General features: G+C 54.9%; 27 protein-coding genes. 14 read left to right on the forward strand and 13 right to left on the reverse strand.

Annotated features, from left to right (window positions below; translation table 11 throughout):
- The first annotated feature begins 16 nt into the window (after positions 1 to 16).
- Positions 17 to 1,258, forward strand: coding sequence for a multidrug effflux MFS transporter (locus ACKPCT_RS12440; RefSeq protein ID WP_319569352.1), 1,242 nt, complete (start codon positions 17 to 19; stop codon positions 1,256 to 1,258).
- 109 nt (positions 1,259 to 1,367) lie between these two features.
- Here the strand turns inward: ACKPCT_RS12440 and ACKPCT_RS12445 are convergent, their stop codons facing one another.
- Positions 1,368 to 2,456: a Gfo/Idh/MocA family protein gene (locus ACKPCT_RS12445; protein WP_319569353.1), complete on the reverse strand. Its 1,089-nt coding sequence runs from the start codon at positions 2,454 to 2,456 to the stop codon at positions 1,368 to 1,370.
- Positions 2,457 to 2,750: 294 nt separating this feature from the next.
- Here ACKPCT_RS12445 and ACKPCT_RS12450 point away from each other — a divergent pair, with 294 nt between their 5' ends.
- Positions 2,751 to 3,662 (forward strand): AraC family transcriptional regulator, encoded by a 912-nt coding sequence (locus tag ACKPCT_RS12450; RefSeq protein WP_319569354.1) that lies wholly within the window; start codon positions 2,751 to 2,753, stop codon positions 3,660 to 3,662.
- Between the two features lie 106 nt (positions 3,663 to 3,768).
- On the opposite strand, the gene ACKPCT_RS12455 is transcribed toward ACKPCT_RS12450, so the two are convergent.
- Both ACKPCT_RS12455 and ACKPCT_RS12460 read right to left on the reverse strand, forming a co-directional pair.
- Entirely contained in the window at positions 3,769 to 4,512 is a 744-nt protein-coding gene (locus ACKPCT_RS12455) for an SDR family NAD(P)-dependent oxidoreductase (protein WP_319569355.1), read from the reverse strand.
- A 78-nt stretch (positions 4,513 to 4,590) separates the two neighbouring features.
- A complete protein-coding gene (locus tag ACKPCT_RS12460; RefSeq protein WP_210186699.1) occupies positions 4,591 to 5,010 on the reverse strand; it encodes a MarR family winged helix-turn-helix transcriptional regulator in 420 nt (139 codons plus the stop codon).
- A 313-nt stretch (positions 5,011 to 5,323) separates the two neighbouring features.
- On the opposite strand from ACKPCT_RS12460, the gene ACKPCT_RS12465 reads away from it, so the two are divergent.
- Positions 5,324 to 5,710: a DUF2255 family protein gene (locus ACKPCT_RS12465; protein WP_319569356.1), complete on the forward strand. Its 387-nt coding sequence runs from the start codon at positions 5,324 to 5,326 to the stop codon at positions 5,708 to 5,710.
- Between the two features lie 154 nt (positions 5,711 to 5,864).
- Positions 5,865 to 6,632, forward strand: coding sequence for an SDR family NAD(P)-dependent oxidoreductase (locus tag ACKPCT_RS12470; protein WP_319569357.1), 768 nt, complete (start codon positions 5,865 to 5,867; stop codon positions 6,630 to 6,632).
- A 248-nt stretch (positions 6,633 to 6,880) separates the two neighbouring features.
- Here the strand turns inward: ACKPCT_RS12470 and ACKPCT_RS12475 are convergent, their stop codons facing one another.
- Positions 6,881 to 7,741: an oxidoreductase gene (locus tag ACKPCT_RS12475; protein ID WP_319569358.1), complete on the reverse strand. Its 861-nt coding sequence runs from the start codon at positions 7,739 to 7,741 to the stop codon at positions 6,881 to 6,883.
- Positions 7,742 to 8,083: 342 nt separating this feature from the next.
- On the opposite strand from ACKPCT_RS12475, the gene ACKPCT_RS12480 reads away from it, so the two are divergent.
- Positions 8,084 to 8,584, forward strand: coding sequence for a cyclophilin-like fold protein (locus ACKPCT_RS12480; protein WP_319569359.1), 501 nt, complete (start codon positions 8,084 to 8,086; stop codon positions 8,582 to 8,584).
- On the opposite strand, the gene ACKPCT_RS12485 is transcribed toward ACKPCT_RS12480, so the two are convergent.
- A complete protein-coding gene (locus ACKPCT_RS12485) occupies positions 8,581 to 9,504 on the reverse strand; it encodes a LysR family transcriptional regulator (RefSeq protein ID WP_319569360.1) in 924 nt (307 codons plus the stop codon). The genes ACKPCT_RS12480 and ACKPCT_RS12485 overlap by 4 nt on opposite strands.
- A gap of 157 nt (positions 9,505 to 9,661) precedes the next feature.
- Here ACKPCT_RS12485 and ACKPCT_RS12490 point away from each other — a divergent pair, with 157 nt between their 5' ends.
- The gene (locus ACKPCT_RS12490) at positions 9,662 to 11,248 is read left to right on the forward strand and encodes a tannase/feruloyl esterase family alpha/beta hydrolase (protein WP_319569361.1); all 1,587 of its coding nucleotides are present in this window, start codon (positions 9,662 to 9,664) and stop codon (positions 11,246 to 11,248) included.
- 223 nt (positions 11,249 to 11,471) lie between these two features.
- A complete protein-coding gene (locus ACKPCT_RS12495) occupies positions 11,472 to 11,942 on the forward strand; it encodes a cyclophilin-like fold protein (RefSeq protein WP_319569362.1) in 471 nt (156 codons plus the stop codon).
- 114 nt (positions 11,943 to 12,056) lie between these two features.
- Here the strand turns inward: ACKPCT_RS12495 and ACKPCT_RS12500 are convergent, their stop codons facing one another.
- From ACKPCT_RS12500 to ACKPCT_RS12515, 4 genes are all read right to left on the reverse strand, one after another.
- The gene (locus tag ACKPCT_RS12500) at positions 12,057 to 12,491 is read right to left on the reverse strand and encodes a cyclophilin-like fold protein (RefSeq protein ID WP_175528002.1); all 435 of its coding nucleotides are present in this window, start codon (positions 12,489 to 12,491) and stop codon (positions 12,057 to 12,059) included.
- A 68-nt stretch (positions 12,492 to 12,559) separates the two neighbouring features.
- Entirely contained in the window at positions 12,560 to 13,768 is a 1,209-nt protein-coding gene (locus ACKPCT_RS12505) for an NAD(P)-dependent alcohol dehydrogenase (protein WP_319569363.1), read from the reverse strand.
- 247 nt (positions 13,769 to 14,015) lie between these two features.
- Positions 14,016 to 15,389, reverse strand: coding sequence for an MFS transporter (locus tag ACKPCT_RS12510; protein WP_319569364.1), 1,374 nt, complete (start codon positions 15,387 to 15,389; stop codon positions 14,016 to 14,018).
- A 71-nt stretch (positions 15,390 to 15,460) separates the two neighbouring features.
- Entirely contained in the window at positions 15,461 to 16,156 is a 696-nt protein-coding gene (locus ACKPCT_RS12515; RefSeq protein WP_319569365.1) for a dihydrofolate reductase family protein, read from the reverse strand.
- Between the two features lie 362 nt (positions 16,157 to 16,518).
- On the opposite strand from ACKPCT_RS12515, the gene ACKPCT_RS12520 reads away from it, so the two are divergent.
- Positions 16,519 to 16,965, forward strand: coding sequence for a cytochrome P460 family protein (locus ACKPCT_RS12520; RefSeq protein ID WP_319569366.1), 447 nt, complete (start codon positions 16,519 to 16,521; stop codon positions 16,963 to 16,965).
- A gap of 135 nt (positions 16,966 to 17,100) precedes the next feature.
- Here ACKPCT_RS12520 and ACKPCT_RS12525 read toward each other — a convergent pair whose 3' ends face one another.
- The 4 genes from ACKPCT_RS12525 to ACKPCT_RS12540 form a co-directional block, all read right to left on the reverse strand.
- Positions 17,101 to 17,499 carry a (R)-mandelonitrile lyase gene (locus ACKPCT_RS12525; protein WP_090071140.1) on the reverse strand — a complete coding sequence of 133 codons (399 nt, stop codon included), beginning with the start codon at positions 17,497 to 17,499 and terminating at the stop codon, positions 17,101 to 17,103.
- A gap of 65 nt (positions 17,500 to 17,564) precedes the next feature.
- The gene (locus tag ACKPCT_RS12530; RefSeq protein WP_319569367.1) at positions 17,565 to 18,203 is read right to left on the reverse strand and encodes an NADPH-dependent F420 reductase; all 639 of its coding nucleotides are present in this window, start codon (positions 18,201 to 18,203) and stop codon (positions 17,565 to 17,567) included.
- A gap of 111 nt (positions 18,204 to 18,314) precedes the next feature.
- Complete coding sequence (locus ACKPCT_RS12535; protein ID WP_090071144.1) at positions 18,315 to 19,085, reverse strand: carboxymuconolactone decarboxylase family protein; 771 nt, start codon at positions 19,083 to 19,085, stop codon at positions 18,315 to 18,317.
- Positions 19,086 to 19,220: 135 nt separating this feature from the next.
- A complete protein-coding gene (locus ACKPCT_RS12540) occupies positions 19,221 to 20,117 on the reverse strand; it encodes a LysR family transcriptional regulator (RefSeq protein WP_090071333.1) in 897 nt (298 codons plus the stop codon).
- Positions 20,118 to 20,575: 458 nt separating this feature from the next.
- Between ACKPCT_RS12540 and ACKPCT_RS12545 the strand changes: the two genes are divergently transcribed.
- The 6 genes from ACKPCT_RS12545 to ACKPCT_RS12570 all read left to right on the forward strand — a co-directional run bounded on the left by ACKPCT_RS12545 (position 20,576) and on the right by ACKPCT_RS12570 (position 26,372).
- Positions 20,576 to 20,944, forward strand: a complete 369-nt coding sequence (locus ACKPCT_RS12545) for a cyclophilin-like fold protein (RefSeq protein WP_090071147.1) — start codon at positions 20,576 to 20,578, stop codon at positions 20,942 to 20,944.
- Positions 20,945 to 20,968: 24 nt separating this feature from the next.
- Entirely contained in the window at positions 20,969 to 21,715 is a 747-nt protein-coding gene (locus ACKPCT_RS12550) for an SDR family oxidoreductase (RefSeq protein ID WP_319569368.1), read from the forward strand.
- A gap of 402 nt (positions 21,716 to 22,117) precedes the next feature.
- Positions 22,118 to 22,591, forward strand: coding sequence for a (R)-mandelonitrile lyase (locus ACKPCT_RS12555; protein WP_319569369.1), 474 nt, complete (start codon positions 22,118 to 22,120; stop codon positions 22,589 to 22,591).
- A 396-nt stretch (positions 22,592 to 22,987) separates the two neighbouring features.
- Positions 22,988 to 23,863 carry a DUF3737 family protein gene (locus ACKPCT_RS12560; RefSeq protein ID WP_319569370.1) on the forward strand — a complete coding sequence of 292 codons (876 nt, stop codon included), beginning with the start codon at positions 22,988 to 22,990 and terminating at the stop codon, positions 23,861 to 23,863.
- 3 nt (positions 23,864 to 23,866) lie between these two features.
- A complete protein-coding gene (locus ACKPCT_RS12565) occupies positions 23,867 to 25,030 on the forward strand; it encodes a MalY/PatB family protein (RefSeq protein ID WP_319569371.1) in 1,164 nt (387 codons plus the stop codon).
- Between the two features lie 358 nt (positions 25,031 to 25,388).
- Positions 25,389 to 26,372, forward strand: coding sequence for an SIS domain-containing protein (locus tag ACKPCT_RS12570; RefSeq protein ID WP_090071156.1), 984 nt, complete (start codon positions 25,389 to 25,391; stop codon positions 26,370 to 26,372).
- Positions 26,373 to 26,460: the final 88 nt, after the last annotated feature.

Genomic DNA, 26,460 nt, shown 5'->3' on the forward strand with positions numbered 1-26,460 from the left:
GGACACCCATCCTTCCATGACTTCAGACAATATGGCGGACCAGACGCTCCGATCACGGCCAACGCAACCTGCGCTATGGCATGCAGGAGCGGTGTTGTCGGCCCTTATGGCCTTTGCCTCGATCTCCACTGATTTCTACCTTCCCGCCATGCCGGAAATGGCTAAAGATCTGGCAGCAGCACCCGGACGCATTGAACTGACAATTTCGGGCTACCTCATCGGCATATCTCTGGGGCAGCTCTTCTGGGGTCCGATCAGCGATCGCGTCGGGCGCCGTCTGCCTGTTGCCATCGGCATTGTTCTATTCATCATCGGTTCAGCAGGCTGCGGCCTTGCCCAAAGCGTTTCGAGCATTATTGTCTGGCGGGTCATCCAGGCAATCGGCGCAGCAGCCAGCATTGTTTTATCCCGGGCCATGGTGCGCGATCTCTATGATGGCGACAGGGCAGCGCAGGTCATGTCGCTCCTGATGGCTGTCATGACGATTTCACCACTCATCGCCCCCAACGCCGGTGCGTTGATTGTGTCCCTCTCCAGTTGGCGTATGATCTTCGCCCTGCTGGTCGTGATCGGACTGGTCACGCTCATCGCCCTGTTCACGCTGCCGGAAACCTTGCCAAGCCGACGGGAAGGAGGCTCAAGCAGGGGAGCTGCTCTCTCAGAGCTCGGAGCAGCCATGCTTGATTATGGACGCCTTCTCAAAAGCCGAGCTGTCATGAGCCATGCACTGGTTTGCGGCTTCTACTATTTTGGCATGTTTGCCTATGTGGCCGGGTCGCCCTTCGTCTTTATCGACTATCACCAGCTTCCTCCCAGCTTCTATGGCCTGATCTTCACGACCTGTGTTGTTGGCATCACGATCGGCAACCTCATCAATTCGCGCCTTGTGATGCGTATCGGGCGGCTCACAAGCTTGCGGGCCGGCTCAGCGGGCGCCTGTCTGTTCGGGCTTTGGCTGGCGATCTGCGCGTGGTCTGATCTGGGCGGTGCGCTTGGTTTCTTTGTGCCCATGTTCCTGTTCGTTTCCTGCACTGGCCTGATCCTGCCCAACGCCCTTTCGGGGGCGCTTGAGAGCAGTACCAATGATGCGGGGGCGATTTCTGCGCTGTGTGGGGCCATTCAGTATGGCGGCGGCATTTTCGGCTCCGGACTGGTGGGGTTGTGCGCAGACGGAACCGCATGGCCTCTCGGCCTGCTCATTGCTTTTTCCGGTGTCGGCACGATTGGGTTCAGCCTGTTGCTGGAGCGTAAGAGCTGACCCTTTGTCTCCTCGCCTGAGTACACCGGAGAGAAAAGAAAGCAGGCCGGAGATAGGCGGCCTGCCTTGCTTTTTTACTTTTAGCCAGAGACACCGCAATGGGAGCCTATCACCCTTTTGCTGCGGCCGACTTTTCGATTTTATCCAGTATCTCATGCAGAACAACGGCGTCGGCAAAGGTGGGCGCAGTTTTGGTGCCATTCTGGATATCTTCGGCAAGGCGCGCATAGATGCCAGCCACGTTGCGCGCGCCCGGAAATTCCGGCTGACCTTCATAAACGGATGCGTCCGGCATCAGGTCGACCAGTTCGGTTTCCTCACCCTTGGCCCCCTTTATGGTAAGCTGAACCATCTGGGCGTGACCAAGCCCTGCGGTAACCTGAATATCCCCTTCAGTGCCATTGATCTCCCAAAGGAAATTGGTGCCACGGTTGGTGCCGCCTTTATAGTGTAGAGAGAAGGCTGCACCACTCGCCAAAGCCCCCTGAACCATAACCTGATCAGGTGCAGTCTTTAGCTTTTTCTCTCCAGTTTCGGTGACGGCCACCGTATCGAAATTGAACAGTTTGGTCGCATCCAGATCGCCAAAATCGCCCAGCACATCCTTGATTGCAGCCAGAGTGTGACCGATGGGAATATCTTCCATGGTGGCGCCATTCTTCTTTTCAAAGAGATAGTAGAGCGCCTCGCTGGTCTGGTTGGCCCAGCTACCGCCAGTACCGATGACGCTGGTTGAGAGCACCCTGCCCACATAGCCATCTGCAATAAGCTTCTTGAGATGCAGGATCTCGTGCGCAGCACGGGCTTGCGTACCGGCGACGGCCACAACGCCCTTTTCCTCGGCGAGAGCGGCCAGCTTGCGCGCCTCTTCCAGTCCGTTGCCCAGAGGCCATTCGCAATAGACATGCTTTCCAGCATCGAGAGCCTTGCTGACCAGTTCGAAATGATAAGGCACCTTGACTGTTACCACCACAAGATCGACTTCATCGGACGCGACCAGCGCGTCGGGCGTTTCAAAGGCATATTTCAAGCCATGCGTTTTTGCCGTCCGCTTTGCGCTTTCTGCAGAGCTGTTGGCTACCCCGATGATCTCGAAACGGTCTCCAAGGGATTTGAGCGCGGGCATATGGGCCATAAAGGCCCAATTACTGTCCGGGTTCAGACCGATGAAGCCGACACGAATTGGCGTTGTAGTCATAGAAGAGTCTCCTCAAATCTGAAAATGGTTGGCATTCATTAAAAGCTTTGCAGCATAGGATTTGCCCGAGAGCAGCAGTGTCAGGACGTGTTCACCAAGGCGACGAATTGCCTAAAAAGACCGTCGAGATGCGCAATGGCTCAGGCACCCACGCTAGAAAGGCTTGACCAGATCCTGCCTTTTCTGCTTCAGATATAGGGAATTGAAGGGACACTCCCTTGCATTATTTGATCTCAGGCTTGCCTAATTTGATCATTCTTCCGCATAGATCCCGTGCAGCCATCAGGAGGCCCGATGCTCAAGCTCCAAAATTCCATGAACGGATTGCTCGACGATCTACGCATGCTTGTTGATGACATTCAATCAACAGCCCCAGCCACGCTGGCCAGCAGGCAGATCATCAACGGGGTCGAGTTGATCACCACAAGCACACCTCAGACCACTTTGTCCGATGTCTATGCCCCCATGGCCAGCATTGTGCTTCAGGGCAGCATGGAAGTATCCATCGGGCAAGCGCTGCTGCACTATGATCCGGGCACATGTTTTGTCGGTTCCATCGACCTGCCAATCACCAGTCGCATCACAACCGCCAGCGCGGAGCGCCCCTATCGGGCCATTCACGTGCAGCTGGAACGGGACAGTCTGGCAGATCTCATCGCCGAGGCGCTCGATCATGCCCCCGAACAGGGCAAATGCTATGCGCTCGGGCCCGCTTCGCCAGAGTTGCTGGAGGCTTGTTACCGCCTGCTGCAGCTTCCGCTCAGACCGGAAGACGTGCCGGTAATAGGCCCGATGATCCGCAAGGAAATGCTCTATCGTCTGCTGCGTGGCCCACAGGCCGGTGCGATCCATCAGATCGTGTTGTCCGATCCCAAAATCCAGCAGGTCCGACGGGCACTGATATGGATAAGAGAGAATCTGGAAAAGAGCGTTCCGATTGCCGATATGGCAACCTGCGCAGGCATGAGCCAATCCTCTTTCAGACGCCATTTTCGGGTGGCGACGGGCATGAGTCCTCTGCAATATCAGAAGACACTGCGTTTGCAGGCCGCAAGACGCGCCATTTTGGCTGGTACGGATGTCAGCCGGGCTGCCTTTGATGTGGGCTATGAAAGCCCGTCCCAGTTCAGCCGGGAATATTCCCGAACATTCGGCGTTGCGCCCTCGCGCGATCCAGGCTTTAGCAAGGACGCTCCCTGCCGCTAGAATACAAAATGGGGCAGAACTGCAGCTTGGCCTGTGCCTTGCACTGTTCCGCCCCACTTTTTCATACTAGATTGCCATGCTTGCCATTGGCCTGTTCAGCCTTGCATCAAGGCAGGTAAGCACCGCCGCAAACCGGATTGTAGGTGCCGGTTACATGGCCGCTCTTCTCATTGGCGAGAAAGCGGATCGTGTTGGCAACATCTTCCGGCGTTGCAATTTTTTGCGTCGGCGTGAAGTTACGGATCATTTCCTTGAACTCGTCCGGAGCATTCTTGGTAGCGTCGGTTTCGACAAGGCCCGGAGCCACGATGTTGGCGGTGATGCCGAGTGGGCCGAGTTCCTGCGCCAGATATTTGCAGAAGCTGTCCAGAGCGCCCTTGGCCGAACCATGCGCAATGAAACTGGGAGCCGGAGCTTCAGACAGAGTGCTTGAAATGAAGATCAGGCGACCATAGCCTTTTTTCTGCATGGAAGGAATGGCGAATTTTGCAGCCTGATAGGACGCATGCATTTCGTCATTCAGCTTCTGGGCGAATTCTTCCCAGGTCTGCTCGATAAATGGCTTGGCCGTGAAGTTCATGTTGGCGTTGGAAACCAGAGCATCCACGCCACCGAACTCTGCTTCAATTTTGTCGAACATGCCCTTGAGCTGAGCATCATCGCGCACGTCTGCCTGCAAAGCCACGGCTTCGCCACCGGCACTCTTGATTTCTTCTACCAGAGCATCAGCAACGGCGGTGCTGTTCACATAGTTGATGAAAACCCGGTATCCGTCAGCCGCCAGAGCCTTTGACGCAGCTGCGCCAATGCCTCGAGCTCCTCCCGTTACCAGTGCATTGCGTTTTGTCATAGATCTTCTCCGATTGTCATGGTGAGTAAGCGTTCCGATTTCTCGGATTTGGGTCAGATAAGGTGAAAATGTGCAATCCTATGGGGCTGCGCCTCTCAAATTCGAAATGATTTGGGTCAGTGTTGCTTTCTGCGCGGCCAAAGCATCGGCCTGAAGCCCCTGCTCTGCATCATGCAAGACAGATCGGGCTATGTCTGAACAGCGCTCGACAAGGTCGCGAGCGCTCGGCGTCACGATCAGAACCTTCTTGCGATTGTCATCAGGATCTTTCGAGCGCATAACCCAACCACGCTTTTCGAGACCGGTTGTCAGGCGACTGACACTCGACTTGTCCAGATATAATTGCTCGCCAAGCTGGCCTTGCGACAAGGGTTCCATATTCATGAGGATGACGATCGCCCCCCATTGTTCTGCCGTCATGTCGATGCCGGCTGCGTGAAAACGGGATGCCAACAGATTGTTGAACAACCGGCTCGCCAGCCCGGTAAGATGGCCCATGGAATTCTTTATGTCGTAAAGCTTCTGCATCTTTAGTTGTATATACAACCATATACTTTGTGTCAATGCGCGTCCAAATCAGTTTGGCCAGACTGCACCATTTGGCCAGTGTATGAAACGGGACTATTCAGGCTGCAAACAGGGCTAATGAAGCAGGCTCATGACTGTCAGTGAAAATGCCCGCATTAATTTCTCGCTCCAAGGCGCCACATAGCTAAGGGACAGACGGTCAAACGATCTGCCGAATGCGAAAACCAGCACAGAATAACCAGCCGCAGACGACAGATTGATAAGAATAAGAACGGAGGTTCCAATGGCTTGGACAACAGAACAATTACAAGCTTTTGCCAGAGCCGATGATTGCCGCATCGCCCCATTCCGCCAAGACGGGGTAACCTGCGGCACACCGACATTTATCTGGTCTGTTGTAGTGGAGGACGCGCTTTTCGTCCGAGCTTACAGCGGAACGAGATCCAGTTGGTATCAGGCTGCCTTACAACAAAAAGCAGGACAATTAACCCTCGCAGCAGCCGTTCATGACGTCAACTTTGACCCTGTCGAAGGCGAAATCAACGACAGAATTGATGAAGCCTACAAAGCAAAATATGCCCACAGCCGTTATCTCTCCTCGATGATTTCGGACAGGGCGCGAGCAGCAACCGTCAAGGTCACTCCCAAGACAGCCTCTCAGCAGGCCTGATCAGACATCTGTTGCTCTTCGGTGAGGGGATTTCCCCTCGCCCCAGATTTCCCAATTTTCCTGAACGAGCCGGAGCCTTGCTCCGGCTCGCTTTTCCCGGCGCATCTCTGGGGCTGCGTTCGGGCATCCTATTGACAGAAGAAAGGACTTTGAAATGAAAAAATTACTGGAAGGCAAAACTGCCATTGTTACAGGTGCAAGCAAGGGCATCGGCTTTGCCATTGCCGATCTTTATGCAGAAGAAGGTGCCAATGTGGTTTTGACGGCACGTGGCAAAGAAGGCCTCGACAAGGCCGTGGAAGCCATCAAGACCAAAGGCGGCCAGGCCATCGGTGTCATCGCTGACAATGCCGATCCGGAAGCGCCTGCTCGCGTCTTCAAGGAAGCCATCGACACCTTCGGTCAGGTTGACATCATGGTCAACAATGCTGGTGTTGGGGAAATGTTCGCCATTGAAAAAACCTCCACCGAGCATTTTGACGAAATCATGCAGATCAACCTTGCAGGCCCGTTCCGCTATTGTCGCGAAGCCGTCAATCATATGATGCCGCGCAATGAAGGCCGTATCATCAACGTTTCTTCTGTGAACGGTACCACACCGATCTGCGGAGTTGCCTACACCTCCACCAAGGGCGGCATCAATACCATGACGCTGAATATCGCGATGCGTCTTTCGGGCACCAAGATCCGCTGTAATGCCATTGCGCCGGGCGTAACAGACACCGACGCCGCCCGCGCATGGGCAGCCGGAGAACAGGAAGGCGGCGGCGAGATGCTGGAATTTTCGGATAAATATACCAACACCAGCGTGCCTTCCACCGAGCCGATCGATCAGGCCTATGCTGCGCTTTATCTCGCCTCGGAAATGGGCCGTGCCGTAACCGGACAGGTCATTCAGGTGGACAATGGTCAGTTCCTGTAAGGCCTCCACCTTTGCGAGCGCATCGCTTTAACATTGCCATCACACCGGGCCCCACGGGGCCCGGTTTTATTTTGCCTGATGCTTTCTGCCATATTCTGGCGTCTCCAACTCGCTCGCCCTTTATGCACAGATGAGAAATGCGCCAAGGAAAAGCCGGCAGGATTGGTTCCCACCGGCTTTTGATTTTTCACATTTGTCTTCTTTTCACGTTTGCGTTCCGGCGGTTTATTCAAACCGGCCTTTTACGCCTACATGTCAGAAAGTTCGGCATCCGGGAAATCGACACCGCAGGTGACCTCTTTCCATTCCTCGAATGTCTGGTGCAGTTCTTCAACCCGTTCCATCGCCAGATTGTAGGCATAAGAGCCCATCAGCAAGCGCAGAGGTGGATTTTCGTTTCTGGATACATCGACAATCGCCTTGGCCAGACGTTCCGGATCACCGGGCTGATTGCCGGAATTGTCATGCTGCAAGCTGCGGACATAACCGGCGGTTTCGGCATAGTCGTCGATGGTGACTTTCGGATCGACCGAAGACCGACCGGCCCAATCGGTGCGGAAGCCTGATGGTTCGATCAGGGTAACCTTGATGCCCAGTGGCGCAACTTCCTTGGATAAGGCTTCGGAAATGGCTTCCACGGCAAATTTCGATGCGCAATAATAGCCAAGCGACGGGTGAGAGGTCAGGCCACCAATGGACGAGAAGTTGAAAATGTGCCCCGATCGACGCTTGCGCATGCCCGGCAGAACGCGACGGGTGAGAGCGGCAAGACCAAAGACGTTGGTGTCAAACTGGCGACGGATTTCGTCTTCTTCGCCCTCTTCGATGGCGGCGAAATATCCGTAACCCGCATTGTTAACCAGCACGTCGATCTGACCGAAATGGTCCTCAGCCTTGGTCACGACAGCATCGATCTGGGCGCTGTCTGTCACATCGAGAGCCAGCGGCAGGGCAATCTTTTCGTTGCCTTCAACCAGATCGGCAATGCTTTCCAGCTTGCGCGCAGTCATTGCCACACGAATGCCTTGCGAGAGCAGCAGTTTGGCGATTTCACGTCCAAAGCCGGTTGAACAACCGGTGATGAACCAGACGGGATTCTGTTCAGCCATTGCAATATCTCCTTGTTAAATGGAACCAAGCGCAAGCTCACGAAAGGAACACATAGCGTCTCTTCCGTGCGGCGCTTTTAAACATTTTTAAATGCCTGCCTTCAACTTGGCCTTTTTGGAGGCTCGTTTCATGAGCCAAACAGACATAGCATTCATGGGGTGGTTTCATAGATGAAGCGCAAAGTGGGAAGCAACACTTCGGTTCAAACCGAAGTCAGGGGGGCTTTGACACATGAAAGAGCCTCATGACTGGCTGCGTCATGACGTGGATTTTCCCTTTGTCAGATCCCTGTAGACTACTGCCATTCAAGACTGTAAAGGCAGAGCAGAGGAGTTTTCACAATGGCAATATACCGACCAACCATTCCGGCGGCCCTTGGGCTTGCAGCCATACTCTTTGCTAGTCTGTTGCCTACCGGCCAAAGAAATGCATTTGCGGCCGATGCGCATGCAGGGCCGGTACCCGTCGCGCAAGGCTTTGCGCTATCCGCTATGAAGGTGGAAATCACATCCGGCACCAACAGGGCCACCTTCCAGCTCTATGACACGCAAGCGGCGAAGGATTTTTACGCCCAACTGCCTCTGCAGCTGCCGCTCACCAATTTCCGCAATGCGCAATGGATGTTCTACCCGCCTCACAAGCTGGAGGTTACGGTTCGCGAGGCCTATCATGACGGCATCAAGGGTGAGTTGAGCTATTACGCCCCGTGGGGTGACGTTTTCATGCTCTATGAGGATTTCTATGCGGGGGATGAAATGCACCGGCTCGGCATCGGCCTGTCCGGTATTGATCAGATCAAGCCGATGAATGGCACCATAACAGCGAAAAAACTGACGAACTAATCCGCATCAAGCCGGCCTGAGGGCAATGCTGAAGCTTCGGCTTGTCGATGGTGTTCGGCCACCTCTATCAGGCACTCAACAAGATAGCGGATGGGCGCGCTGGCCTCCACCGCTTCGCGCATATAGAGTTCAAGCGGGATGGAGCCTTGAGCCACCGGCCCGAGATCCAGAATAGCGACCTCTCCGCGCGCCAGCTCTTCCTTGATCTCTTCCTGCGGTATCCAGCCATAGCAATTGCCTTGCAGGATGGCGGCCTTAATGGCTGCCACACTCTCAACAATCCAGAACCGTCCCTCTTTGGGTGAAGCGGTTCCGGCGATCACCTCGTCTCCCTCCACAACAACCCTTGTATGACGCATCATGGCAGACCGCGTGGGTTTTCTCTGGATCAGGGGGTGGTCCGCGCGGGCCACCTGTAGGAAGCGGCTTTCATAGAGCCGGGCAATGCTGCGCAGATTGGGCGATGGCATGGAGATGGCCAGATCCCAATCTGCACCAGCTTCAGACACCACCGCACGACGTACATGCTCTTGCAGATCCACGCGATGGTCTGGATAGTGCCTCGAAAAATGCGACAGGGCCTCAAACAGCAAATGCGAGGGGAACAGACTGTCTACATTCAGGCTGAGCCGTTGGGAAAACTCCGCGTCCCGGCTGCGCACCTGCGCTTCCAATTCTATGAAATCTTCAATCAGGGGCACTGCTGTATCGAGCAATTCACGGCCAAGAGCGGTTAGCACAGCTCTGCGCCCGTCTGCCCTCATCAGCTCAGCCCCCAGGCTCTGTTGTAATTTGTTGACCGTATAACTGATGGAGGAGGGGCTGCGATTGAGGGCTTCTGCGGCCAAGGCAAAAGAGCCTGACTGCACCACGACCTGGAGAACACTCCATTGTTCTATCGTCGTTCTGGGAATTTGCATGAATCTACAGCGCCCTTCCTTGACATTTATGCCCAATTAAACTGATTTTCTGTTCAATTACCGCGAATATTAGCATTATTCATTCGAAAAATACATTGTTATAGTGCCCTCAACACCCGAAGCCGAATTCCCGTTTCCCTTTTTTGGAGACAATCCGATGTCCCTGCATTTTCTAGGTCTTTCCCTTGTGCTCATAACGAGCACCGCCCTGCCTGCGACGGCACAATCTGATAGCATGGCAAGCCAATGCGAAGCACTGTCAGGGCTGAGCATGCGCAATGTCCGCATTGATACAGCGTCCCTTCAGCAGGCCGGAGAATTGCCTGCCGACCCCAACTCGGCCATGACCGGCGGTTCTCCGCGCGCGCTCGCAGTTGGCACTCACTGCCTTGTGGAAGGCAAGATCGAAGATCGCGCCGGTGTTGACGGGCAATATGGCATCCGCTTCCAATTCCGCGCTCCGGTTGACTGGAATGGCCGTTTCCTGTTTCAGGGCGGCGGCGGCATGGATGGCTTCATTGCTCCGGCAATCGGCTCCGTTCCGGTGAATACCACCACAGCCACCCCTGCCCTTACCCGCGGCTACGCGGTGATCAGCATGGATGGCGGCCATAACGGACGAGACGCCTCCTTTGCGCAAGACCAGCAAGCACGGCTTGATCTCGGCTTTGCTTCCATCGGCAAGGTGACCAATGTGGCCAAGGCGCTGATCGGTGATTTTTACGGCAAAGAGCCCGAGCAATCGGTCTTCATGGGGTGTTCGAACGGAGGGCGCGAAGCCTTGATGGCAGCCCAACGCTTCCCGCTGGAATTTGATGGCGTGGTGGCAGGCAACCCCGGCTTTCACCTTTCCCATGCACCGCTCGCGGAACTTTGGGATGTGAAGCATCTCATGGCCATCGCTCCGGAAGAGAATGGCGCGAGAATTCTGGCAAAGGCCCTGACGCAAGAGGATCTTGATCTGGTTTCCGAAGCCGTGCTTGATGCCTGTGATGATCTGGACGGCCTCAAAGACGGCCTGATCAATGCCTACAAAAGCTGTACGTTCGATCTGGAGAGCCTGCGCGGCAAGCTTGAAGACAAGAAGCTGGACGCACTAAAGACCATCATGGCCGGACCGGTGGATGCGGATGGCCAATCGGTTTATAGCGATTGGCCAGTGGATGCGGGCATCAACGCGCCGGGCTGGCGTGCCTGGAAGCTCGGCACCTCCGAGACTGGCCAGTCAAACGCACTCAATGTGGTGCTTGGCATGGCCTCCTTCTCACAGCTCTTCCTGACACCGCCAACACCAAATGTTGATCTGACGACACTCGATTTTGGCGCAGCCGAACAGGCTGTCCGTGAGGTTGGCGGTTATTTTGATGCCAATTCCACCTTCATGACCACCTATGCCCAACGCGGCAGCAAACTGCTGGTTTTCCATGGTATGTCCGATCCGGTCTTCTCGGCCAGCGATCTGATGCGCTGGTATGAAAAGGCCGAAGCCAACACCGGCGACAAGGATTTCTCACGCCTGTTCATGGTACCCGGCATGACCCATTGCGGCGGCGGTCCGGCTCTGGACGATTTCGACCCGCTGACGGTGATGGAAAAATGGATGGATAGCAACGAAGCTCCTGAACAGATGGCCGCGAGGGGCAAGAGCTTTAAAAGCACCACCCAACCAATCTGCGCCTACCCGCAAGAAGCCCACTATGAAGGGGGAGACCCAACCAAAATCGACAGCTACAGCTGTCAATAGTCAAGGATAAGAAACCAAAATAATAATAATAACAATCCTATAGACACCGGCCCCGAGTTTTCTCGCGGTCGGTGCTTTTTTATGACTGCTAACGCCCCCCCCCCCCCCAGCAAAGCCGGAATTGTTGCACCGGCTTCATGAGTGAGTTGAGCAACTCGTGAATTGCGCCAAGGGCAGAATATCGGCATCCTGCATAAAGCATGCCCCAATCAGGAGAGACGTCTTGACCACTTCATCGATCAGTTTCATTTCCCGCAATGGCTCGGCGCTTGGCATCGGCTTTGCGATGATGCTCGCACTTACCGCACCATCAATGGCCCTGCCAGCATCTGCAGAAGGCGCCCGCGTGCGTTTTATCCTTGCTAATACGACGCTAACAGCGACGCTGGAAGACAACTCCGCCAGCCGGGATTTTCTGGCCATGCTGCCTGTCGACGTGACACTGGAAGACTATGCCAGCAACGAAAAGATCTTCTATCCGGAAGAAAAGCTATCTACGACGGATGTGCCAGACGGGATAGACCCTGAGCCGGGGGATATCACCTATTATGCCCCGTGGGGGGATGTGGCGCTTTTCTATCGCGATTTCCGTTATTCAGCAGGGCTTGTCAGGCTGGGGCGATTTGATGAAGGGGCGATAAAGGCGCTTTCAAAATCCGGATCGCTCAAGGCCCGCATTGAGGCAATCAAGTAATAGCCAGATCTTGAAAGTGAATAAAGCCGCAGGAGTGGTCCTGCGGCGTCTTCATCAAGAGCTAAGATCCCTATGATCAGGCCCCTAGCCCCTTATGCTATCGCACTCAAGCTCTCAGTCAGCCTTGGCGAGCGTTACCGAGATACTGCGGGGTAGCGCGTCGAGACGCGAAAGCGGATCCGAAATCCTGCCGAATTTTACCAGCGGTCCGCTGTCTCCTGACTGCTCCTCACCACCATAGAGAATGGTGAACCAGTTGGCGCCCGGTCCGAACGCAATATCGCCATTTTTCCAACCGGTCGTGGCGTCGCTTTCCTTATAGGCAAGGCCTTCAGGCATCACACCGCAAAAATCGAACTCATAGCCTTGCAGCTGCAGTGTAAGCGGCAATCTATCCAACAGATCCTTGGCAGTTTTGCTGTCGTTGAGTACGGCGTTGATGACCGTTCCCTTGATAGTTAGTGTTATTCTAGTCTCAGTAGCCATTGCTTTTGTCTTGCCTTCTTCAGCTTTGGCACCAGATGTGCCAACGCTCGCTATCACCAACATGGCAAAGAGGCTCCTTTGGAGGAGCCTCAGAGCTGTTATCGGGGTTGGTATCGTCATCACAAAGCCAATCAGGCTTCACGCATATCGATGACGAAGCGGAATTTCACATCCTTATCGATCACGCGGGAAATGGCCTCGGTGATCTGGTTTGGCTTGATGATCTCCACGTCTGGCTGAACATTGTGGCTGGCGCAGTAATTGACCAGTTCCTGTGTTTCCGCCATACCGCCAATCATGGAGCCAGCAAGGCTCTTGCGGCCAAAACCCATCATCATGCCCGAGAGACCATCGATCTGTGCCAACTGTCCAACATTGACGAGGGTCGCATCAAGCTTCAGCAGGTTGATGAACTGCTGCATGTCGAAGGCATAGGGCACGGCGGCGATCATCAGATCGAAGCTGTTCATCATGCCGCGCATGGTGTCCGCATCGCTGGCCAGCACCGGCGTGGCACCCATGGCCTTGATGAGCGGCATTTTATATTCAGAGGTGGTGAAAGCAGTGACGTCTGCGCCGCGGGCCACGCCCAGCTTGACTGCCATATGACCGAGACCACCGATGCCGACCACACCAACGCGCTGGTCTTTTTCAAGTTTCCAGAACTGCATCGGGGAATAGGTTGTGATACCGGCGCACATCAGAGGGGCTGCGCGGGACAGATCCAGATTATCCGGTACATTGACCACAAAATGATCCTTGACCACGATCTTGCGGGAATAGCCACCATAGGTCAGACCGCCGGAGACCTTGTCTTCTGCGCCATAGGTCCATGTGGTGCCATTCAGGCAGTTCTGCTCGCGATCATTGAGGCAGTTCTCGCACTCGCCGCAGGAATCCACCATGCAGCCGACACCACCGATGTCGCCAACCTTGAAGCGGGTCACGTTGCTGCCCACGGCCGTTACGCGGCCAATGATCTCATGACCAGGCACCAGCGGGAACGGACCGGCACGACCCCAGTCGCCATTGATGGTATGGATATCGGAATGGCAGATGCCAGCGAACATGACATCCATTTTCACATCGTTCGGTCCAACAGCGCGACGGGTGATGGACATGGCTTTGGCCGGACCGTGTGCCTTGTTAAAGGCAAAGGCCTCGACGGATTCCGCTGCCATGGGATCTGCACCTTGCGCCATGGCGCTGCCAGCTGAAAAGACCGAGCCAAACGCGGCACCGGCGGCCAGACCGGCTCCGCCAATCATGATATCGCGGCGTCCGTGGTCAATTACCTCGGAGTGATCGTGCACATGGCCATTCTTGCATTTTTCACACATCGTATATCCTCATGAGTATCAGTAGAAAAATAATTTGGCCTATCGGCCCTTATTGCATCAAAGGGGATGGGAGAGCCCAACGCGTTACATCAGATGCAGGGTTACTTTCATCGGGCGAAAGTCGACGCACCTTTCCCTGCATAAAGACAAGTCTAGTCAGAAAGGCCGGATGCGTTAATATACCGATATCTCATCTGACTTATTGGTGCGGTTCATGAAAGAATCTGCTCTCCTGATCATCGCGAGTCTAGGTTGGCATAGATTTACGCGCAGACCGGCGGTCCAGCAAAAGCATGACAAGAAGCCCCAGCACACTGAAACCCGTTGTCGCCAGTACGGCTTCTAGCCAGCCAAGAGACAGGGCGTACGGGCCGGCATTGGATATAAGCACGGCACTGACGGTAATGCCGATGGCAGAGCCAAGATAACGCGCAGTATTGTTGGCCGCCGACCCCATTGCCACCCGCTCGACCGGCACGCTTTCCACGGCGGCATGTCCGAGCGAGGCGTTGAGAATCCCATTGGCCACACCGGAGACGAAAAGCCCGGGCAACGCGATGGGCCAGATATAGTCGCCACTCATCAGCAACAGCAGCAACTGTCCGAAGATGCACCCCACCATGCCCAGCACCACTCGATTGCGAGCGGAAAGACTGCGAGGCAGATATTGCGCGGCCAGCGCGGCGACTACTGTGATGGCAGACCAAGCAAGAAGTATGGTAGCTGCAAACAGAGGCCTGATCCCCAAGCTGCGCTCCAATACCGTGGGCACCATGGTCATGATGGAAAGCACACCGGCACCCGAGGCGAAGGCGGCCAGCGTTGCACCAACAAAGTCGGCCCGCCTAAAAAGGTCCAACTGAATGATTGGATTGCGTACCCGCAGCTCCAGAAAACAGAATGCGATAATCAGCACGGCACTCGCGAGCAACATCAGGACCGGTTCGGCAGAAATGCCCATTCTGAGCTGTGTCAGTGCGGAAAGAAGAAAGGCCATACCAGCCATCATCAGGATACTGCCCAGCAGATCGATCCGCTCGGGAATGCGTTCGCTTTTCGGCAAGGGCTTGAGAGAGGCCAGAGCCAGTGCACCAGACGCAATCGCGGCAACCCACTGAATGGCCTGCCAGCCACCAAGGGACAGGCAGATGGAGGCCAGAATCGGTCCAATGGCAACACCACTGCCCAGAGATGCGGCCCAGATGGCCGTTGCGCGAGCGCGCTCCTCACCATGATAAACCTGCCCGAGCAGCCCGAGGCCGCAGGCCATAACTCCGGCATTGCCCAACCCCTGCACCACGCGCGCCAGGATAAGCACCAGTCCGCTTTCAGCCAACGCCGCCACGATAGATGCGACCACTGTTATCAGCAGCCCGCCGAGAAAGACCTTCTTGCGCCCATAGGTATCGCCCAATGCGCCAGAGGTGAGCAAGCCGACGGCGCAGCCCAGTGGCATGCCGCTCATGATCCATGCGATCTCACCGGCAGTAAGACGCAAGTCCTGGGTCACGGCGTTGATTGTCGTCAAGGGTATGGTGAAGATAATCAGTGACAGCGCGGTTGAAATGGCGACGAGCGTCAGCGTTACCGCCCGCGCATCACGCTCTGGAGAAGTGGGCATGGGCAATCCTTGAATGAGTCATGGGTGCGTTTGCAAACGCATAAAAATAGACAAACTGATCGGATCGGGCCTTAGCCGCCACTTATGCGGTGATGCATCCACACTGCATCATAGTCGAGGGTTTCCACGCCCAACAACTCAAGAGGCCGGCCCTGCAACTGACCCTGATAATCATAAATCGAGGGAATTCCCGACTGGCCGTCCAGCACCGGCATAACCAATGTGCTGGTTTCGTCAATCAGCCCCTGCTCCAGAAAGGCCCCATTTAGCATGCCTCCGCCCTCAAGTAGCAACGCCTTGACATCGAAGGCAACGCCGATCCGCTCAATCGCATTGGCAATATTGTTGCCTTCCGGTCCGGCAAAGAAGACCGAAACGCCTCTTTCAACCAGATAGGCCACATGCTCTTTGGCAACATGATCCGAGAGGACAAGCACCAGATGGCTGCCTTCCACGTCATCCGTCTCGGGCATCAGCTTGCCCTTGCGATCAAAGCAAATGGCAAGGCTCCGCCCTCTGGAGGCGCCGAGATGGTCGCTGGCGGTGATGGCACCATTGTCTTGCGGACCGGAATCCAGATGCGCTTCTGCGGCGGGCACAAAGCTCGCCATGGTGGTTCGCCCCACGATCCAGCCGTCGGTATCCAGCCGGTCGGCAACCTCTTCATAAAGGTCCAGCGCTGTCTCGGGCAATCCGTTCCAGCGTTCGGTCAAAAGGCGCCCGTCAAGGGACGCAACCATGTGGCATATGATGCGGGGTCTTGGCATAGCGAGTCAGTCCTTGCATTCTTAATTGGTCTTGTTGGCTTCTTATCGACCGGCGCGCCCATAAGCGTTCAACTGTTTGTGATCGAGATAATGCTTCCCGCGTAAAAATACTATCCCGGCAAGTGTAAATGCCATCATGAGCAGGAATAATAAATTAGCCGCAAAGGGCGGATTTCGCGCATCAACAAGCAAAAGCGCTGTAGTATAATGCCCTTATCTTTGCGTCCATAGCCGAAACATTGCCAAACTTTCATGAACCTTGGTCATTATTGCTTTTAGTCTGTCCCTCTTACTCTTTGCGGCGGGTTGCTTTTCAATTGCCCAAGCCAAAGCTTGCTCAAAGCCGAACCAACGAGGGACCATTGAAAGTATATCCTGTAGCAGCCCTGTTCATCGGATTGACGATGAGCACACCACTCCTTGCCCAGTCAGCCGCATCTGACCATGTCGCCCTGCCTCCGGATTATAAGAGTGGAATTCATTTCTCGACCTTCAAGCGAGGAGGCATCACCGAGGAGCTGTTCACCGCGCAAGAGGCAATAGATGCAGCCAACGCCGGAGAGCCCTTTCCAGAAGGCACAGTCGTCACCATGGAAGATTTTCGCGAAGGGTCTCTTTATCGCATTCTGGTGATGGAAAAGCGCGCCGAATGGGAAAGCCAATCGCTTTCGGGCGGCTGGCGCTTCGGTGTCTATTGGCCCGATGGCCAGCCAAACCTGTCGGAAGATTTGCAGCGTTGTGAATCCTGCCATGCCAGCGCAGAAGACCGTGATTTTGTTTTCCGCCATGGCGACATGCTGGATGACTAAGCCCTCCTTCCGGGCTTCACCGAACAGCCTTGCTCCAAATGCATTGGCCGGTGCTTTTCCAAGCGACCGGCCAAGCGCGTCTTGCCATCATTGCGTCAGAGCGATCCTGTCACCAGACACGAAAGAGCGGTGGGCTCACTTGCCCTCATAGTCTTTATCAGAGACTTTTTCCATCCATGTAACCGGGCTGCCATCAATGCTTTCCTGAACGGCAATATGGCTCATGGCGGTTTCCGGAGAGGCCCCGTGCCAGTGCTTTTCGCCAGCAGGGAACCAGACGACATCGCCCTGCGTCACTTCTTCGATTTCGCCGCCTTCGCGCTGAACGCGCCCACGACCGAAGGTGATGATAATGGTCTGACCTGCCGGATGGGTGTGCCATGCGGTACGAGCGCCCGGCTCGAAGGTTACATGAGAACCACCCGTGCGGCCCGGCTCTTCCGCCTGAAAAAGCGGATCGACGCGAACCGTTCCGGTGAACCAATCTTCAGGCCCAGCAAATGATGGGGCACTACCGCCACGAATAACTTTCATAGCTTTATCCTTTCCTTGTGTTTCAATATCTGTATTTCAATGTCAAAAAGGAAAAGCATGCAGGCTCACGGCTGCAGCTTTTCGAAATGATAGGTAAAAGCTTCTCCGCCCGGATGCTCATAAGCCAAAACGGCGGTCACCATAGCGAAGGGCTCAACAAAGCGCCCATTCTTCAGTCCCCCAAGATCAACCGGATCAAAGCCGACCTCCAAGATCAGCTGCCTGGCGATTTGCTTGGCACCAGCATCGTCGCCATACAGCATGTGCTGGGGCCGTTTGCCCTCTTCACGCTTTGCAAAGACCACCGGCAGGCTCTCTGATGGGCTTGTGTTGAAGGCTGAAACCCATCGGGCTTTCGGACGGGCTGCGGCAAGTTGTTCCGCGCCAGACGTCGTTGTGCCCAACACCAGATTTTCATTGTCTTGGTCGAGTGGTACGCAGCAGTTGAGGACAATCTTGCCTTCCAGAGCCCCTGCTTTTGCCAAAACATCTTCTATATGAGACCAATGCACAGCCAGCAGAACAAGTTCCGCTTCTTGAACAATATTTGTCACAGCCCCCCAACTGGCGTTCAGTTCCTGGGCCAGTTTTTGCAGCTTTTGCTCATCCCGGCTAAAGGAGAAGGCAACCTGATGGCCGCATTGCGCCCAGATGCGTCCGAGGGCTTCGCCCATATTGCCCGTCCCCACGATGGCAATTTTCATTTTATGGCTCTCCTTTCACGCTGAGAAGCTGACACTATTGCCATCCTTTCTCTTGGATCAGACGATCAGCAAAGGGCAGGAGTGCCTCCACCCTTTGCCGGTCTTTCCAGTTTAGTCTGCGCGGGACTCAAATACATCCTTGGCGACAGGCATTGCGGAGAAGACTTTCGGCCAACCCGCATAGAAGGCGAGATGGGAAAGAACCGCGCCGGCCTCATCCTTTGAGAGGCCATTATCCATTGCTTTGTTAAGATGGAAAGTCATCTGTTCAGGCTGGCCAGCTGCAATAAGAGCTGCCACGGTGATCAGGCTGCGGTCACGTGGCTCAAGGCCCGGGCGGAGCCAGAGGTCAAGGAACAGGAGCTGTTCTGTATCACGAACGACACCGGGGCTGACATTGCCATAGGTGCTGGAGACAAAATTCTGACGGTTGGCTTCCGCCTCTTCATCCAGCGGCAACAGCTCGGGATCAACCGGAGCCAGATCGTCGACCGAAATGCCGCGAGCCTCGAAAACCGGGGCAGCGGCTTGAGCGGCGGCAGTGGCATTGCCCCATCCGGTATAGAAAGCAAGATGGGTGATGGTTTCGGAAATCTCGAGCGGCTTCACACCGGAATCCAGAGCCAGCTCGATAAATTTGTCCAACCCTTCGGTTTCATGACGGGTGAGCAGAGCAGCGAAGGTCACCAGCGAGCGGTCACGGGCAGAGAGAACCTCATCCTGCCAAACTTTGCCGACGAGATCGTCCATGGCATAGGACTGCAGTGCGGGCGAAACTCGGGCAACAGCACCGGGAATGGTCTTGGCTGCATCTTCGGCCAATGCGCCGCCGGACATCAAAGCGAGGGCTGAGGCGGCTAGCATGGTCTTGACTGTCTTCATGGAAATATCTCCTTGGGATCTGACAAAGGTGATTGAAGTTACCCGTTAGATCTGGTTCAGAAAGCCATGAAATTAATAGCCTCATCGCCAAAGACAGTCATGAGAGAGATTGATCAATCGCTGAAACGCTTTTCATCAACCCCTTTCCCGCAAGGCATCAAGGACCACCTGAAAGGCCGATGAAGTTCTCAGGCGGCTGGGGTAATAAAGATGGAATCCATCGAAATAGGGCGAATAGTCTCCAAGGCACATCTTGAGACGCCCCTCGGCAAGATCCTTCTCGACCAGCCTTTCGGGCACCAGAGCCAGCCCGTGCCCGTCAAGCACAGCGCGGTAGATCGTCATGATAGTGTCAAAACAGAGCTGCCCGGTTACCTTGACACGGATCTCCCGCTTGTCCTTGTCTTCAAATTCCCACGCATAGAGCGCTCCATGGGTCGACAGACGCAAATTGATGCATTCATGCTCGCTGAGATCGTTAGGGGTTTCAGGCTCTCCATGCTCGGCGAAATAGCCCGGCGTGCCGATGCAGACCATGCGCTCATCAGGGCCGATGCGCATGGAAATCATGCCATCACTGACCTGATCGCCATAGCGCACCCCTGCATCACACTGGGCAGAGGCCAGATCGGTGTAACCATAGTCATTGACGAATTCGACCCGAACGGCAGGATAGTTTTTGATGACCGGCGCGATCTTGGGCCAGAGCAATGTCTCGATGGTATAGTCCGTGGCGACGATCCGCACGGTTCCCGTTGGCGTGGACTGGTTTTCCGTCAGCGCGACCAGCCGCTCTTCGATGGTTTCAAGAGCCGGAGACAGGGTCGCCAGCAGATCTTCGCCCTCGATTGTGGGCGCCACGGAACGGGTGGTTCTGGTTAGAAGACGCAGGCCGAGACGTTTTTCAAGTGCTTTGATGGTATGGCTCAGTGCTGATTGAGACACATTGAGGCGAGCGGCTGCGCGCGTGAAGCTGCGCTCTTCGGCGACTGCCATCAGGGCAATCAGATCATTGATATTTTCTCTAAGCAACAGCGATAGATCGCGTTGGCTACTGAAATCGCCCGTTTCTGGCATCGTGAAATATCCCTTGTGAAAGGCAGTTTGCCCATGGTGCCGTCAGAAGACTGGCTTGGGAGGAAAGTCGGCAACCATTTTGGCCTTCTTATGAATCTACCAGCTTCATATCACCGTATAATGCAGTATAATGGAATTCTATGATGAATTGAATTCATAAGACTAATGAAAAGAGACAGCAAGCGCCTGACACCTGTCAGGCGGGCCGAGCGATAGCATCGAACGGATTATTCTGAGATTTCAGACAATCAATGATCCTCGTTCATGAATGCTATCAATCATCCCCTCTTAGTCATGAAGGCCTAAGCGCTTATACTATCCTCAGACCAAGACCACGCCCAAGGGCAATCAATCTGGCCGGATCATTTGTCCGCCTCCCCTTGAGCGCCTCAATTGAAAGAAAGAAGCACGTCATGTCCACCAAAGCAGGAACAAAAATCCTTATCACGGTTGGCGCTGAAACTGTAACAGCTGTTCTGGATGACACGCCCTCAGGACGTGATTTTGCAGCGATGATGCCGCTCGAGCTGTCGCTGAGCGATTATAGTCGCACCGAAAAAGTAGCCGACCTGCCCGGAAAGCTGAGCACGGACGGAGCGCCGCGCAGCTATGCGGCATCCATCGGCGATATCACCTACTATGCCCCATGGGGCAATCTGGCGATTTTTTATAAATCTTTCCCCAGTGCCAGCGGATTGGTGCGTCTGGGCAAGATTGACGGCAGCATGAACCTGCTGCTCAAGAACGGCACCTTCAAGGCCCGTCTGGAAATCGCCGGCTAACGGATCAACAAGGAGGGAAGACAAATGACAGAGCGTATCAAAGACAAAGTTATCGTCATCACAGGCGCGTCCAGTGGCATGGGCGAAGCCACGGCAAAATCCCTTGCGGCGCAAGGTGCCAAGGTTGTTGTGGGCGCACGCCGCGCCGATCGCCTTGAAAAGCTGGTTGCCGATATCACCGACGCAGGCGGCAGCGCAACCGCTGTTGCCACCGACGTGACCAAGCTGGATGATGTGAAGAATCTGGTCGACACAGCCGTCAAGACCTATGGCAAGATCGACGTCATCTTCAACAATGCCGGCCTGATGCCGCTTTCTCCGCTGGAGAGCCAGAAGATCGACGAATGGGACCAGATGATCGACGTGAACCTGAAGGGCACCCTTTATGGTATCGCGGCCGCCCTGCCCTATTTCAAGGAGCAGAAATCCGGTCAGGTGATCAACGTGTCTTCCGTTTATGGCCATATCAGTGTGGCCAATGGTGCAGTCTATTGTGCCACCAAGCACGCCGTGCGTTCGCTTTCCGAAAGCCTGCGCAAGGAAGTCAAACCGTATGACATCCGCGTAACGGTGATTTCTCCAGGTGCCGTTAACACCGAACTGACACAGCATATTTCCGAGCCGGGTCTTGGAGATGCCGTGCGTGATATCGTGGGCGAAATCGGCGTTCCGGCCAGCACCATGGCCGACATGGTTTCCTTCGCCATTTCGCAGCCAGCCAATGTCGATGTCAGCGAAATTCTGTTCCGCCCGACGGTTCAGCCTGAATAAGATTTTCTCCCTGCTCTTGCCTGAAGGCAACAGAGGGCGAGACAGGAAAACAGGCCAAGCAGTCTAGCCCTGATGCCTTTTCAAGGCCTCGGGGTTTTTCTTTGTCTGCTTGGCCAGACCGCCTCTTAGAAAAGGAGGCTGTTCACAATTACGTTACCGAACTCATGATTAAGGCTTCATTCATGAAATTTGATCATGGGAGTTAGCAAAGTGTGGGTCATTAATTCAAGAGGTGCTTGCTCCTATCTTCTAAGGGCAGCTGGCGTGAAAGCCACACCAGTTGTCTGACGACGGAAGAGTGCTTGGGCAGAGCATCCATCCGCCGTCGGAGGCCTGGCCTCAGACAACGGCGACGAGAAGATCGCCTTGCTGGCGCATTATCACCAACAAGGAGACCACCCTATGTTCAAGAAAACAGCCATTACCCTCACAGCCCTTTTGCTCAGCACCGGCGCGTTCGCCCAAGGCATGGAGAAATTCTCCGGTAGCGACCGCAAGGGCATGATTGCTCCGGAAGAGAATTTCACCGGCACGGCTTATGTTGAAATGATTTTTAGCAACGAAGACCCGTTCGTCGTCAATGCAGGCAAGGTAACCTTCCTGCCAAATGCACGTTCCAACTGGCACACCCATCCAGCAGGCCAGATGCTTGTTGTCACCGAAGGCCGTGGCTGGGTTCAGGAAGAAGGCAAAGAACGCCTTGTGATGGAAGCCGGTGACGTTATCTGGTGCCCACCGGATGTCAAACACTGGCATGGAGCGACCGATTCCAGTTCCGTGACCCATTATGCCATCCAGCAATTCGAGGAAGGCAAGAATGTCAACTGGATGGATGCCGTGACCGATGACCAGTATAATCCTGAAGCAGCTAACTAAAGCTTTTCGGCTGGCGCTTCCCCGGGTGCGCTATTGCTGAGCAATCCGCTTTTAAGACACCGCATTGGCACGGCCTTTGCGGTGTCTTTATATTCAGCCCTTCCCCACCCTTCGCACGAGCGCCTGCGGGCCATCTATAGATGGGCAGTTCGATGAGGCAGATCACAAAAGATTGATGAACTGCATTCATATTTGGTTGTTCTTCCAGACACCTACACGGGCATTCGGATCTGTCCTAAATTCGCAGCATACCAACCCTTGGACCCAGGCGCTGAAGCGGAGCGGTCAATGAGGACCACCCAAGCATAGACACCGAGCAACTGGCCCGGCCAAGCACCCCGCAAGGCTTCCTTTGTCAATTGCAGCTTCAGTCGCAAACAAGAAACCAGATCCGTAATGACAAGCAAGATCACGACAAAAAACAGAATTGAAGACCGTTTCTATGAGGGCGAACGCCCCCTTTATGCCCTTGGCGAAACCGAACTCGACCATGTCCGCTTCTACCCTGGAGAATCTCCCCTCAAGCATAGCCATGACATCGTGATCCGCGGGTGCGACTTCATGGGCAAATATCCTCTCTGGCATAGCGAACGGGTGTTGATCGAGGATAGCCTGTTTACCGTTTATGCCCGCGCGGCCATCTGGTACACACAGGACCTGACCATGCGCAACTGCACCATTGAAGCGCCCAAAATGTTCCGCCGGGTCTCCCATCTCACCATCGAAAACACCTGTTTCCCCAATGCCGGAGAAACGCTTTGGACCTGCGATCACATCACCCTCGACAATGTGACGCTGAAGGGTGCGGACTATGTCTTCATGAATTGCGAAGAGATCAAGATCGACGCCATGACGTTGCAAGGCAATTATTCCTTTCAGGACGCCAAGAATGTCACTATCCGCAATTCCCATCTTGCCTCCAAGGATGCGTTCTGGGGCGCAGAAAATGTGACGGTCTATGACAGTGTAATCGAAGGGGAATATCTCGGCTGGCACTCGAAAAATCTGCGTCTGGTCAATTGCACCATTCGTGGCGAGCAACCGCTTTGCTATGCGCAGGATCTGGTGATGGAAAATTGCCGTATGGAAGACACGGATCTATGCTTTGAATATGCCACGCTCAAGGCCGACATCAAGACCGATATCATCAGCATCAAGAATCCCAAGGGTGGTAGCATCAAGGCGCGCAGCATCGGTGAGATCATCATCGACGAGAATTGCATCACTCCGGGGGCCTGCACCATCGAAACCGAGCTTCAGGATGTAGCGTAAGCCATGACCTCGCAATTTGATGTCATCATTCCCAGACGCGGCAGCGGATCTTACAAGTGGGACAGCTCGGATGATCCCCAAAGCCTACCCATGTGGGTAGCGGATATGGACTTCCGCACGGCACCAGCCATCATCGAAGCGCTTTCCGACCGCGTCGCCCACGGGGTATTCGGTTATACCAAGGTGCCCGATGCCTATTATGAGGCTCTGGGCTCCTGGTTTGCCAACCGTCACGGGTTCCAGATCGAGCGTGACTGGGTGATCTACACATCGGGTGTGGTTCCGGCCATCTCGGCGATCCTCAAGGCCCTGACGCGACCGGGCGAACGCGTACTGATCCAGACGCCGGTCTATAACTGCTTTTACTCTTCCATCGCCAATATGGGCTGCATTCCTTTGGAAAATGTCCTCATTGCAGGTGAAGACGGACACTATGGCATCGACTTTGAGGATCTGGAAGCCAAGGCCGCCGAACCGGATGTGCATGTGATGCTTTTATGCAATCCACATAATCCGGTGGGGCGCAGTTGGCGCGCGGAGGAACTCAGCCGCATCGGAGACATTTGCTTACGGCATGGCGTAACCGTGGTAAGTGACGAGATCCACTGCGATCTGACCTTCCCCGGCCATACGCACCACCCCTTCGCCACCATCAAGCAGGAATTCCTGGCAGCATCTGTGACATGCATTTCGCCCAGCAAGGCCTTCAATATTGCCGGGTTGCAGATCGCCAATATTGTTGTGACAGATGAAGAGCTGCGCAGCCGCATCGGCAAGGCGATCAATATTCACGAGGTTTGCGACGTCAATCCCTTCGGCGTAGCTGCCCTGATCGCTGCCTATCGTGAAGGCGGCAGCTGGCTTGATGAATTGCGAGGCTACCTGCAGGCAAATTACCAGACCGTTTCGGACTTCATCGCAAGCAATATGCCGACCTTACGCCTGACACAACAGGAGGCCACCTATCTGGCCTGGATCGACTGCCGTGCGCTTTCCCTTTCCTCCGACGCTATCGAGGCACGACTCGCCACGGAGGGCCACCTGTTGGTCAACAGTGGCACCCTCTATGGCGCAGCAGGAGAAGGCTACATCCGGCTCAACATGGCCTGTCCGCGCGCTCAATTGCTTGATGGCCTTGAACGCATGCAGACGGTTCTGACCCAATAGCCACATAACCTATGGCCCGCTTCCATGTTATTCGGGCCAATGATCCACAAGAAGAGCAGGCAGTCGCCCCGCCCTTCTGATAGCAGAAACTCAAGGGGCCTTGTGCCCCTTTCTTTTTGCCCGTAGCGCAATCCGTAGGCTCAAATCTCCCGTTGGCTGCGGTCAAGCTCCCTTCCCGTGCCCCGCGTCAGGCCCCCGACGCATGAACCCGGCAGCGTGATCCGCATGTGAGCCATTTCTAACAAGTGAATGAAATTTTCTTTCTTCTTGCCAAAAAATGCCGGTTTTGTAATATTGACACCGGTCTCAATAGCAGATTAGTTACAAGACATCATATAATGTCACTAAGGATTTCGGTATGAACGATCAAGTCAAGAACTACGGTCTGGAAGAAGCGATCGCTGCGGTTGCTGCGCGCGGCACCATCCGTGAAATCTATTTTGTAGCATGTGGCGGGTCCTATGCTCTTTTGCAGGAAGGCCAGTATGTCGTTGACCGCGAGGCCAAATCCATCGCCTCTTATGGCTATAGCTCTGCCGAGTTCCTTTCGCGGGCGCCTGTGCGCCTTGGCAAGGACTCGCTGGTCATCACCTGCTCCCATTCCGGTAACACGCCAGAAACCGTCGCAGCCACCGAATATGCCCGCAAGGCTGGCGCGCTGACCATCTCGCTGACCAATCTGGCAGACTCGCCTCTGGACAAGGCAACCGAGAACACCGTCTTTTATGAATGGGACCCGCTGGCGGTAACCAGCAAGCACAATTCGGTGATGCTGCTGCTGTTGGTCTTCGGCATTCTCGACAAGCTGGAAGGCAACAGCAAATATGCGCTGGTCAGCAAGGCTGTGCCCGCTCTGCATGACATGGGCGAAAAGCTGAAGGAAAAATACGCCGCCGCGGCGTCCGAGTTTGGGGAATCCCACAAGCGCGAACCGGTCATCTATACCATGGCTTCGGGCTCCAACCATTCTACCGCCTATGCCTTCGCCATCTGCCTGCTACAGGAAATGCAGTGGGTGCATTCGGCTTGCATCCATTCGGGTGAATATTTCCACGGCCCGTTTGAAATCACCGATTTCGACACGCCGATTATCATTCTCAAGGGCCTTGGCAATGCGCGCAAAATGGATGAACGCGCGTTGGCTTTCGCTGAGAAATATTCCAAACGCCTGACGGTTCTCGACGCGGAAGATTTCGGCCTTGAAGCCATCGCCGGAGAAGCCGCCGAATATCTGACACCGATCATGTTCAATCTGGTTCTGCGCGTTTATGCCGTCGAACTCAGCGACAGCCGCGGCCATCCGCTCACCGTTCGCCGCTATATGTGGCGCATGGAATATTAATCTCCTTCGGGTGGGGGGCTTTCCCCTCTGGTCTCCTGCCCGTTCTTTACTTTCTTGCTCAAAGCAAGCAATTCTAAAGACAAGACCG

The organism is Cohaesibacter marisflavi (assembly GCF_963665895.2).
GTDB lineage: Bacteria > Pseudomonadota > Alphaproteobacteria > Rhizobiales > Cohaesibacteraceae > Cohaesibacter > Cohaesibacter marisflavi.

Coding starts and splice junctions, on each gene's coding strand:
- ACKPCT_RS12440 (WP_319569352.1), top strand. CDS start 17: ATGACTTCAGACAATATGGCGGACCAGACGCTCCGATCACGGCCAACG.
- ACKPCT_RS12445 (WP_319569353.1), bottom strand. CDS start 2,456: ATGACTACAACGCCAATTCGTGTCGGCTTCATCGGTCTGAACCCGGAC.
- ACKPCT_RS12450 (WP_319569354.1), top strand. CDS start 2,751: ATGCTCAAGCTCCAAAATTCCATGAACGGATTGCTCGACGATCTACGC.
- ACKPCT_RS12455 (WP_319569355.1), bottom strand. CDS start 4,512: ATGACAAAACGCAATGCACTGGTAACGGGAGGAGCTCGAGGCATTGGC.
- ACKPCT_RS12460 (WP_210186699.1), bottom strand. CDS start 5,010: ATGGGCCATCTTACCGGGCTGGCGAGCCGGTTGTTCAACAATCTGTTG.
- ACKPCT_RS12465 (WP_319569356.1), top strand. CDS start 5,324: ATGGCTTGGACAACAGAACAATTACAAGCTTTTGCCAGAGCCGATGAT.
- ACKPCT_RS12470 (WP_319569357.1), top strand. CDS start 5,865: ATGAAAAAATTACTGGAAGGCAAAACTGCCATTGTTACAGGTGCAAGC.
- ACKPCT_RS12475 (WP_319569358.1), bottom strand. CDS start 7,741: ATGGCTGAACAGAATCCCGTCTGGTTCATCACCGGTTGTTCAACCGGC.
- ACKPCT_RS12480 (WP_319569359.1), top strand. CDS start 8,084: ATGGCAATATACCGACCAACCATTCCGGCGGCCCTTGGGCTTGCAGCC.
- ACKPCT_RS12485 (WP_319569360.1), bottom strand. CDS start 9,504: ATGCAAATTCCCAGAACGACGATAGAACAATGGAGTGTTCTCCAGGTC.
- ACKPCT_RS12490 (WP_319569361.1), top strand. CDS start 9,662: ATGTCCCTGCATTTTCTAGGTCTTTCCCTTGTGCTCATAACGAGCACC.
- ACKPCT_RS12500 (WP_175528002.1), bottom strand. CDS start 12,491: ATGTTGGTGATAGCGAGCGTTGGCACATCTGGTGCCAAAGCTGAAGAA.
- ACKPCT_RS12505 (WP_319569363.1), bottom strand. CDS start 13,768: ATGTGTGAAAAATGCAAGAATGGCCATGTGCACGATCACTCCGAGGTA.
- ACKPCT_RS12510 (WP_319569364.1), bottom strand. CDS start 15,389: ATGCCCACTTCTCCAGAGCGTGATGCGCGGGCGGTAACGCTGACGCTC.
- ACKPCT_RS12515 (WP_319569365.1), bottom strand. CDS start 16,156: ATGCCAAGACCCCGCATCATATGCCACATGGTTGCGTCCCTTGACGGG.
- ACKPCT_RS12525 (WP_090071140.1), bottom strand. CDS start 17,499: ATGAAAGTTATTCGTGGCGGTAGTGCCCCATCATTTGCTGGGCCTGAA.
- ACKPCT_RS12530 (WP_319569367.1), bottom strand. CDS start 18,203: ATGAAAATTGCCATCGTGGGGACGGGCAATATGGGCGAAGCCCTCGGA.
- ACKPCT_RS12535 (WP_090071144.1), bottom strand. CDS start 19,085: ATGAAGACAGTCAAGACCATGCTAGCCGCCTCAGCCCTCGCTTTGATG.
- ACKPCT_RS12545 (WP_090071147.1), top strand. CDS start 20,576: ATGTCCACCAAAGCAGGAACAAAAATCCTTATCACGGTTGGCGCTGAA.
- ACKPCT_RS12550 (WP_319569368.1), top strand. CDS start 20,969: ATGACAGAGCGTATCAAAGACAAAGTTATCGTCATCACAGGCGCGTCC.
- ACKPCT_RS12555 (WP_319569369.1), top strand. CDS start 22,118: ATGTTCAAGAAAACAGCCATTACCCTCACAGCCCTTTTGCTCAGCACC.
- ACKPCT_RS12560 (WP_319569370.1), top strand. CDS start 22,988: ATGACAAGCAAGATCACGACAAAAAACAGAATTGAAGACCGTTTCTAT.
- ACKPCT_RS12565 (WP_319569371.1), top strand. CDS start 23,867: ATGACCTCGCAATTTGATGTCATCATTCCCAGACGCGGCAGCGGATCT.
- ACKPCT_RS12570 (WP_090071156.1), top strand. CDS start 25,389: ATGAACGATCAAGTCAAGAACTACGGTCTGGAAGAAGCGATCGCTGCG.